This window comes from Pseudoalteromonas sp. Z9A4 (assembly GCF_011378845.1).
Lineage (GTDB): Bacteria > Pseudomonadota > Gammaproteobacteria > Enterobacterales > Alteromonadaceae > Pseudoalteromonas > Pseudoalteromonas arctica.
The window spans coordinates 40,523-50,683 of sequence record NZ_WTLA01000029.1; the positions used below are offsets into that span (position 1 = coordinate 40,523).

Consider the following 10,161-nt stretch of genomic DNA (forward strand, 5'->3'; position numbering starts at 1 on the left):
TATTTAGGTTTGAGCGAGTAATTGTTTTATTTGTTCGCCCGTACAACCAAAACGTCGCTCTCTGGCAACGTAACACGCAATGGCCTCAGCAAATGCTGCTTCATTAAAATCTGGCCAAAGTGTCTCGGTAAAGTAAAGTTCTGCATAAGCAACTTGCCATAGTAAAAAATTACTAATACGAACATCGCCACCAGTGCGAATAAGTAAATCAGGTTCTGCCTGATCTGCCATGCTCATATGCTGTGCTAAGCGCTCTTCTGTAATATCTTCTGCGTTTAGTGTGCCCTGCGCAACTTGCAAAGCAAGTTGTTTTGCCGCATTGGCAACATCCCAACGACCACCGTAATTAGCTGCAACATTTAAACGCAACCCGGTGTTATTTTCAGTCAGCTTATGCGCAGCGTCTACCTTGCTACGTAATCCTTCAGAAAATCGTGATAAGTCTCCAATAATGGTCAGTTTTACATTGTTTTTATGAAGCTTTTTAACTTCCTTTGTTAAAACAAATAAGAAAAGCTCCATTAAAGTGTTTACTTCGTCTTCAGGGCGGCGCCAGTTTTCACTACTAAAAGCAAATAAGGTTAACGATTGTATCCCTAATTTAGTACAAAACTGAACAGATTGACGAACTGCGTCTACGCCTTTTTTATGCCCATACACACGAGGTCTATTTCTAGCTTGCGCCCAACGTCCGTTCCCATCCATGATGATAGCAACATGTTTGGGTAAACATTGCTGTGAAATTGTGTCAGCATCTAGAACCATAAATATCGAGTATTCCATAAAAAAACGCCGCCTAGTATACCCTAGACGGCGTTTCAAAACTAATAATTTTAATAGGTCCTGTCGACCTTTCAGGATTGTAATTTGTTCAATCTAGGAGCGACTTAATCGCGGCGCGAGATTTGTAACCTAGTGGACTAAGTAAAAATCGAGTAACAAAGAGTTAATCGCCCCTAGGCAGAACCCTTTGGGCAGCGCGTGTTTGGATTTTATGCATCGTTATCGCCTAATTATGGGGAATAACCACACTATATAGGCTCTGCCTTGCCTAAAAACCAAACACACTGCTGCAAATTCAACCTCGAAAGATAAACAGGACCTTACTTAGATTTCCATCAATTCTGTTTCTTTGGCAGCTAATAAAGTATCCATTTCTTTAATAAACTTATCAGTAAGCTTTTGAATCGCATCATCTGATTGACGCGCTTCATCTTCAGATATGTCTTTATCTTTTAATAAACCCTTTACATCGCCATTAGCATCACGACGAATGTTACGAATAGCAACACGACCGCCTTCAACTTCAGCACGTACAATTTTGATTAGGTCTTTACGACGCTCTTCTGTAAGTGGAGGAAGTGGTACGCGAATAACAGTACCTGCCGACATAGGGTTTAAACCTAAGTCAGATGCCATAATTGCTTTTTCAACAGCTTGCGCTAAAGACTTATCAAATACACCAATAGCAAGTGTACGAGAATCTTCAATTGTTACGTTAGCAACTTGGTTTAAAGGCGTTGGTGCACCGTAGTACGACACCATAATGCCATCTAGGATTGCAGGATGTGCACGGCCAGTACGAATTTTAGATAATTGGCTACCTAGTGCAGTTACACTTTTTTGCATGCGCGCTTGCGCGTCTTTTTGAATATCGTTAATCACGGTTTAATCCTAATTATTTGATTATTTCATCTGAGGCTTGTGAAGAAATAAGTGTACCTTCTTCTTCACCCATAATTACGCGTTTTAGCGCGCCTGATTTATTCATGTTAAATACGCTCAATGGCATATTGTGATCGCGGGCTAGAGTAAATGCCGCTAAATCCATAACTTTTAATTCTTTTTCAATGATTTCATTGTAGCTTAAGTGGGTATAAAGCGTCGCATCTGGGTTTTTAACAGGGTCATCACTGTATACGCCATCAACCTTAGTCGCTTTAATTACTGTATCCGCTTCAATTTCGATACCGCGTAAACATGCTGCAGAATCAGTAGTAAAAAATGGGTTACCAGTACCCGCTGCAAAAATAACTACGCGGCCAGTTTTCAATAAACTAATTGCTTCAGCCCAGTTATAAGCGTCACATACACCATTAAGTGGAATAGCCGACATAAGACGACAATTTACAAATGCACGGTGTAGCGCATCACGCATTGCAAGGCCGTTCATAACCGTTGCAAGCATACCCATGTGATCGCCTACTACGCGATTCATACCTGCTTCTGCAAGTGATCCACCGCGTAAAAAGTTACCTCCACCAATAACTAAACCCACTTCTACGTCGAGCTCTACTAGCTCTTTAATTTCTTGTGCCATACGGTCTAAAACTTTAGGATCGATGCCGAAGCCTTCGTCTCCCATTAAAGCTTCACCACTTAATTTGAGAAGAACACGTCTAAAAATAGGTTTGCGATTGATAGTCATAGTATTGGGGCCAACTTTTATTGAATTATGGATAAAAAATAACCGCGCTTATGTTAAACATAAAAGCGCGGTTATTTTAAAGAATTTCTAGCTGCGAAGCAAAACCAAATAGTACTTTAATTGCATCTAATTTCATTATCCTTCACAAATAGTAATCTTACTTAGCTTTAGCAGCAGCAATTTGAGCAGCAACTTCAGCAGCAAAATCTTCTTCTTTCTTCTCGATACCTTCACCAACTTCTACACGTACGAAGCTAGTAACTGTTGCGTTTTTCTCTTTAAGAATATCGCCAACAGTTTTCTTAGGCTCCATGATGAAAGCTTGACCAGTAAGAGAAACATCACCAGTGAATTTTTTCATGCGGCCAACAACCATCTTCTCAGCGATTTCAGCAGGCTTGCCTTCATTCATCGCGATTTCGATTTGTACTTGCTTTTCTTTAGCAACAACGTCAGCTGGTACATCTGAAGGTGTTAAGTATTCAGGGCTAGATGCAGCAACGTGCATTGCAACGTGCTTAAGTGTTTCTTCATCAGCAACACCCGCAACAACAACACCGATACGATCGCCATGACGGTACTCAACTAGGTTTTCACCAGTTACGTACTGTAAACGACGTACATTGATGTTTTCGCCAATTTTAGTAACTAGCTCAACACGGTCTTCTTCAAACTTAGCTTGTAAGTCTTCGATAGAGATAGTGTCAGCAATTGCAGCGTCAGCAACTTTGTTAGCAAATGCTAAGAAGCTTACGTCTTTTGCAACGAAATCTGTTTGACAGTTAACTTCTACTAGTACTGCAACACCCGCGTTTTGCTTGATGATGATAGTACCTTCAGCAGCAATGTTACCTGCTTTTTTAGCAGCTTTAGCAGCGCCACTTTTACGCATGTTTTCAATCGCTAACTCGATGTCGCCATCAGTCTCAGTTAACGCTTTTTTACAATCCATCATGCCAGCGCCTGTGCGCTCGCGTAATTCTTTAACTAGGGCAGTAGTTACAGCCATTAGTAAATCCTCAAATCTGAAATCAGGTTAGATAAGCGGGTTACCCGCTCGACAAGAATAGCAAGTCTTCACCTTAAAAAGATGAAGACTTGATGACAGCTAATTACTCAGCTTCAACGAAATCGTCTTTCTCAGCTTGAGCAACGATGTTATTCTCGCGACCTTCAGTAATAGCAGCTGCAACAGCGCTAGTGTAAAGGCTTACAGCACGGATAGCATCATCGTTACCAGGTACGATGTAATCAACACCGTCTGGGTTAGAGTTAGTATCTACGATTGCAACAACTGGAATACCTAGGTTGTTTGCTTCACGGATAGCAATGTGCTCGTGGTCAGCATCGATAACGAAAAGCGCATCTGGAAGACCGCCCATGTTTTTGATACCACCAAGGCTCTTTTCAAGCTTTTCCATTTCGCGGTTAAGCGTTAACGTTTCTTTCTTAGTTAATTTCTCGAAAGTTCCGTCTTGGCTTTGTGCTTCAAGGTCTTTAAGACGCTTGATTGATTGACGTACAGTTTTCCAGTTAGTCAACATACCACCTAACCAACGGTGATTTACGAAGAACTGGTCGCTTTCTAAAGCAGCTGATTTAACTGCGTCGCTTGCTGCGCGCTTAGTACCAACGAAAAGAACTTTACCTTTGTTTGCTGCAGCACTTGATAAAAACTTAAGTGCGTCGTTGAACATTGGTACAGTTTGCTCAAGGTTGATGATATGTACACGGTTACGTGTGCCGAAGATGAAAGGCTTCATCTTAGGGTTCCAGTAACGTGCTTGGTGACCAAAGTGAACACCAGCTTGAAGCATATCGCGCATTGAAACGTTTGCCATTTTATAGATCCTCTATAGTTGTTTAGGGTTAGGCCTCCACATATCCCATAGCACCAACACCGAAGTAATTAAACTTCAAATGCACCCAAGTGTATGTGACGATACGTGTGTGTGTTAAAATAAAATTGTGTTTGCCTTAAATACAAAAAATCATTTAAGAATTTATTTGTAAAAAGACGGCGCGCTTTATACCATATTAAAATTAAATACTCAACGTCGCGTGCAAAATTTGTTCGACGATAAATGTTAAAAACTCAACTTTGGAGCCTCAATGAGCGCTATTATCAAGACCCCTGAAGAAATAGAGAAAATGCGCGTAGCTGGGCGCTTAGCGGCCGATGTACTTGAAATGATCGGCCCTCATGTAGTGCCAGGTGTTACCACCGATGAGCTAAATACACTTTGTCATGATTATATTGTTAATGTGCAACAAGCAATCCCTGCTCCGTTAAATTATCATGGCTTTCCAAAATCAGTTTGTACGTCAGTTAATCATGTTATTTGTCACGGAATTCCAAATGACAAAGCATTAAAAGAAGGCGACAGTGTAAATATCGACGTAACTGTCATTAAAGATGGTTACCACGGCGACACATCTAAAATGTTCCACGTTGGTACACCAAACATTCAAGCTAAGCGTCTTGCAGAAGTAACACAAGAAAGCTTATACCTTGCTATTAAAATGGTAAAACCAGGTGTGCGCTTGGGTGATATTGGCTCAGCAATTCAAAAATATGCAGAGAGCTTTAACTACTCAATTGTACGTGAATATTGCGGCCACGGTATCGGCGCAGGATTTCATGAAGAACCACAAATAATGCATTACGGTAAAGCCGGTACCGGCGAGGCCTTAAAAGCAGGTATGTGTTTAACTATTGAACCTATGGTTAATGCGGGTAAACGCCAATGTAAGCTTCTTAAAGATGATTGGACAGTAGTAACACGCGACCGTAGTTTGTCTGCGCAGTGGGAACATACTTTATTAGTGACTGAAAATGGTGTTGAAATTTTAACGCTACGATCAGATGATACTATCGAGCGGATCATAGAACACTAATAAAACCGAAACACTTGATAAGAAAATTCTTATCCGTGTGAAAGGTTCAACAAGGAGCCAGCCCACGTGGCATTACCCAACAAAGTAAAAAAGTTGCTTAGCGATGCAGAGCAACTTAGTGATTATCGCGATTGTTCTAGCTATTTTTATAAATGGTTACATAACGAATTTTCTAAACAACCGGTTGGGAATTTAATTAATGCCCGGGCTGAGTTTATTGACCGCCTACTCATTAAGCTTTTTCATGTTTACGACTTAGCGCGCGAACCTGATTTAGCATTAATAGCGGTAGGCGGATACGGACGTGGTGAGCTACATCCCTACTCCGACATCGACTTTTTATTGCTTGTAACTAAACCGCCAAGCGAAGAAATATGCGAAAAAATAGGCCAGTTTGTCACCATGCTATGGGATCTCAACTTAGAGATTGGTCACAGCGTGCGTACGATAGAACAAGCCATTGAGCAAAAACGTGAAGACGTTACTTTTGCCACCAGCTTGCTCGAAAGCCGCCTTATTTTTGGTAACCACATTGAGTTTGAAAAACTCAAAATGCATATTCTTGAAACGCCAGTATGGCGCTCAGGTGAATTTTTTACTGCCAAAGTTCAAGAACAAAACTTACGCCACAGAAAGTGCCACGGCACAGCGTATAATCTTGAGCCAAACATTAAAGAAAACCCCGGTGGTCTGCGCGACTTACAAACCATTATTTGGGTGGCAAAAAAGCATTTTAGAACCGAAACCCTGCAAGAGTTAATAAGCCACGGATACTTAACTCACGAAGAGTTTCAAGAGCTTTCTGAGTGCCTAGAAAACCTATGGAACATTCGCTTTGCACTGCATTTAGCTGCAGGTCGAGCTGAAAACCGCTTATTGTTTGATCATCAACCGCAAGCCGCCGAAATTTTAGGTTTTGGTAGCGACGGTAAAGCCTCTGTTGAGCGTATGATGAAACGCTTATTTAGAATAATGAGCCGCGTGCGCGAACTTAACCAAATGCTACTTTCATACTTTGAACAAAGTATAATGCCCGAAAGTAGTGCTGTGGCAGCAATAGAACTCGACAGAAACTTTGAGCAAGTAGGTCATCAAATACGCGTAAAAGATCCGTCGGTATTTTTTAGACGCGACCAACTCTTTGTATTGTTTGAGCACATAGCCGATAACCCAGCAATAACGCATATTTACCCAAGTACTATTCGTACTATTCGCCAAGTGCGCCGTCGTTTATTGGGCGATTTGCAAGATTACGCAGCCTGTCGCGAAGCCTTTTTGCGCTTAGTTAAACACCCTAACGGCATGGGCCGCGCATTTACGCTCATGCACAAGCACGGCATGCTTGCCGCCTACTTACCGCAGTGGCGTAATATATTTGGGCAAATGCAGTTTGATTTGTTTCACGCGTACACCGTAGATGAGCACACTCACAAATTAATCAAAAACATTTACGAATATTTTGATAAAACAGGCATTAGCGAGTTTCCTATTTGTAGTGAAATAGTCACTCGAATGGACAAACCAGAGCTACTTTATTTAGCCGGTATATTTCACGACATTGCTAAAGGCCGAGGTGGCGACCACTCAGAACTTGGCGCTGTTGACGCAATAGCATTTGCTAAATTACATGGTTTTTCATCGGTGGATGCAAAGCTCGTTGCATGGCTTGTAAGTAATCATTTACTTATGTCGGTTACCGCACAGCGTAAAGACATTAACGATCCTGCTGTAATAAAAGACTTCGCTACACGCGTTAAAACAGAGCGCCAACTCGACTACTTATATTGTTTAACCGTTGCCGACATACGTGCAACCAACGACAACTTATGGAACGATTGGAAAAACACCCTACTGCGTGAGCTATACTTACACACGCAACGCGCTTTGCGTCTAGGGCTCGAAAACCCAATGGATCAACGCGACCAAATTCGCGACAAAAAGCACCAAGCTAAACAACGCTTAATAAATCTGGGTTATCAAGAGGAAAAAATTGATTTAATTTGGAGCCGCTTTAAAGCCAACTACTTTACCGCCTTTAGCGAACAGCAAATATCATGGCAAAGTGAGCATTTATTAAGTAGCACAGACTTAAGCCAGCCAAGTGTTGTTGTATCTAACAAAGCTATGCATGGTGGCACACAAGTATTTGTATACAGCCCCTACTCTGGCCCACTGTTTGCCCGATTAGTAAGTGTGATTGGCTCTAAAAAAGCGCAAATACAACACGCGCAAGTACTGACCACAAAAGACGGCTACGTCTTGTTTAGCTTTGTAATACTTGAAGTAAGTGGCGACCCTATTGCAAGTGGTCGAGCGCAATCAATTAAACGTGGGCTTGAGCAAGCACTAAGCGATCCGCGTAAAAAGATTCGCTTTAAAAAAAGCCGCTCTCAACGCTTTAAAGATTTTAATATTAAACCTAAAATTGTGTTGCGCCCACATGCACGCAAAGACCGTAGCTTAATAGAAATTCAAGCCGTCGATATACAAGGTTTACTAACCAAAATAGCCGAAGTTTTCCAAGCGCATTTACTACACATTCACGCTGCCCGTATTACAACGGTAGGTGAACGTGCCGAGGATTTCTTTGTCGTATCTAATAACGAATACCAAGCGCTGACTGATGAAGAGCAAGCAAAAATTCATCAGGCATTACGTAAAAAATTCAACGCCGAAACAGAATAGAGGACACACATGTCAGATTTAAAAACGATGATCGAAAACGCATGGGACAACCGCGATAGTATTAGCCCAAGCACAGTATCAAGCGACGTAAAACAAGCTATTATCGACGCACTTGATTTACTTGATAGCGGCGCAGCACGCGTTGCCGAAAAAATATCAGGTGAATGGGTTGTACACCAGTGGCTTAAAAAAGCAGTTTTACTGTCGTTTCGTATTCGCGACAACCAACCAATGAACGACGGCGTAAACCAGTTTTACGACAAAGTACCACTTAAATTTAGCGACTACACGCCAGAGCAATTTCAGCAAGGCGGTATGCGCGTAGTGCCAAACGCAGTAGCGCGTAAAGGCAGCTTTGTAGGTAAAAACGTAGTACTTATGCCATCGTACGTAAATATTGGCGCATACGTTGATGACGGCACCATGGTTGATACATGGGCAACTGTAGGCTCGTGTGCACAAATTGGTAAGAACGTACATTTATCAGGTGGCGTAGGCATAGGCGGCGTTTTAGAGCCTCTACAAGCTAACCCAACTATCATTGAAGACAACTGCTTTATTGGCGCACGTTCTGAAATTGTTGAAGGCGTAATTGTTGAAGAAGGCGCGGTAATTTCAATGGGCGTTTACATCAGCCAAAGCACCCGTATTTATGACCGCGAAACTGGCGAAATTCACTACGGCCGCGTACCAGCAGGCGCAGTAGTTGTACCGGGCGCACTACCGTCAAAAGATGGCACCCACAGCCTTTACGCTGCAATCATCGTAAAAAAAGTAGATAAACAAACACGTGAAAAAGTAGGCATAAACGCCCTACTACGCTCAATTGATGAGTAGCACGTAGGTTGGGTTGAGTGAAACGAAACCCAACGATACTTTGAAGTTAAGTGTTTTAGCTAAACTTTAATTGTATAGAAAGCTCTAAGCTCTTTAAGTTTAGAGCTTTTTTAAATTCTTCTAAATGAAGTTTTAGTGCTAGATACTTCTACATCAAAATTTAATGAACTCAAAAGGGACTTTAAGCCTTTAACAGCCAACTCATTATTTTCTGATGGTCCTATTATAATTTCTTCAATTGAATTTTTAGGAAAAGGTATCGCTCTATATGGGGCTATAATGCCAGATTTAAGAGTGCGATAGCATAAAGGAAAGTGCTTTCCACCTTGCTCTCCTTGCTCTCCTTGCTCTAAAAAGTCGATATCAGAAGAATCTATGAAATCAAAGTAATCAATTTGGTCATCGTCATTTAGCATTACCGAACCAGGATGAAATAGGGTAAAACGATACTCTTCTTCATACTTAAATGCTCTATCTTTAATACTGGCAATCTTAAAAATAACTTCATTAAAAATTTCAATTGCAGCTATAGCACATTTTTTATCAAGTTCTTTCTTATCTAAATCTAAATCTAAATCTAAATTTGAATTTAAGATGTAACCTAAAACCTCTGGAAGGTAATGTTCCTCGAGCAAAGAGTGAAAAATATTCGTAGCCGGTTCGTAGTCAACATTATCATAGCCACTCAAAAATTTTCGTTGCCTGAAATACATATCATCAAATAGCTTTTCTTTGTTAAACTTTATACAGTATGAGGTTTGCTCTGACCCGTAGGTAAGCCAATGATTTAAACTATCATGCTTAGTTGTAAATGAAGTCGTGTAAATTTCATCAATGCTATTATTATCAATTATATCCCACAGAAACTTTAAAAAATGATTTGCGAGATGCACTTTTTTATTTTGCATTGCTTCTTGGATAATCTCTAAAGGCATATTTTTATGCTTGGCATAGATTTTTTCGAGTTTTCTTTGTGAAAATTCATACAAGTTCTGTCTAAGCGATTTTATCGTATCAATACCTTCCTTAATTTCTCTAAAATCATTTAAATACTCTGTATTAGTAGCCCATAAACTTTTACTCTCTAAAATTCCCTTTAAACCATCTGCAGAAGTGTAGTGATAAACATATTCCATATTTAAAGCCTTAAATGATTAACCTTCTTCATTCTGAGTCTAACTCTTTAGAGAAAATAATAAAATTGAATATTCTAAGACGTAAAAAGTTGGGTTTCGTTTCACTCTACCCAACCTTGTATCTCTTCTTGATGAGTGTTTAGCTAGCACTTGTCACATCGGGAAGACAGTGAGCTC

General features: G+C 40.7%; 9 protein-coding genes. 3 read left to right on the plus strand and 6 right to left on the minus strand.

Annotated features, from left to right (window positions below; genetic code table 11):
- Positions 1 to 3: 3 nt before the first annotated feature.
- From GQR54_RS16835 to rpsB, 5 genes are all read right to left on the minus strand, one after another.
- Positions 4 to 783: an isoprenyl transferase gene (locus tag GQR54_RS16835; RefSeq protein WP_007580985.1), complete on the minus strand. Its 780-nt coding sequence runs from the start codon at positions 781 to 783 to the stop codon at positions 4 to 6.
- Positions 784 to 1,107: 324 nt separating this feature from the next.
- Positions 1,108 to 1,665: a ribosome recycling factor gene (gene frr / locus GQR54_RS16840; protein WP_024599058.1), complete on the minus strand. Its 558-nt coding sequence runs from the start codon at positions 1,663 to 1,665 to the stop codon at positions 1,108 to 1,110.
- 13 nt (positions 1,666 to 1,678) lie between these two features.
- Positions 1,679 to 2,428, minus strand: a complete 750-nt coding sequence (gene pyrH / locus GQR54_RS16845; RefSeq protein WP_007580982.1) for a UMP kinase — start codon at positions 2,426 to 2,428, stop codon at positions 1,679 to 1,681.
- Positions 2,429 to 2,585: 157 nt separating this feature from the next.
- Entirely contained in the window at positions 2,586 to 3,437 is an 852-nt protein-coding gene (gene tsf, locus GQR54_RS16850) for a translation elongation factor Ts (protein WP_166379151.1), read from the minus strand.
- Positions 3,438 to 3,540: 103 nt separating this feature from the next.
- Positions 3,541 to 4,269 (minus strand): 30S ribosomal protein S2, encoded by a 729-nt coding sequence (rpsB, locus tag GQR54_RS16855; RefSeq protein WP_007580978.1) that lies wholly within the window; start codon positions 4,267 to 4,269, stop codon positions 3,541 to 3,543.
- Between the two features lie 271 nt (positions 4,270 to 4,540).
- Between rpsB and map the strand changes: the two genes are divergently transcribed.
- The 3 genes from map (at position 4,541) to dapD (ending at position 8,848) form a co-directional block, all read left to right on the plus strand.
- Positions 4,541 to 5,326: a type I methionyl aminopeptidase gene (map, locus tag GQR54_RS16860; protein ID WP_007580976.1), complete on the plus strand. Its 786-nt coding sequence runs from the start codon at positions 4,541 to 4,543 to the stop codon at positions 5,324 to 5,326.
- 66 nt (positions 5,327 to 5,392) lie between these two features.
- The gene (gene glnD / locus GQR54_RS16865; protein ID WP_007580974.1) at positions 5,393 to 8,011 is read left to right on the plus strand and encodes a [protein-PII] uridylyltransferase; all 2,619 of its coding nucleotides are present in this window, start codon (positions 5,393 to 5,395) and stop codon (positions 8,009 to 8,011) included.
- Between the two features lie 9 nt (positions 8,012 to 8,020).
- A complete protein-coding gene (gene dapD / locus GQR54_RS16870; RefSeq protein ID WP_002958324.1) occupies positions 8,021 to 8,848 on the plus strand; it encodes a 2,3,4,5-tetrahydropyridine-2,6-dicarboxylate N-succinyltransferase in 828 nt (275 codons plus the stop codon).
- 110 nt (positions 8,849 to 8,958) lie between these two features.
- On the opposite strand, the gene GQR54_RS16875 is transcribed toward dapD, so the two are convergent.
- Positions 8,959 to 9,984, minus strand: coding sequence for a DUF2971 domain-containing protein (locus tag GQR54_RS16875; protein ID WP_166379153.1), 1,026 nt, complete (start codon positions 9,982 to 9,984; stop codon positions 8,959 to 8,961).
- Between the last annotated feature and the right edge of the window lie 177 nt (positions 9,985 to 10,161).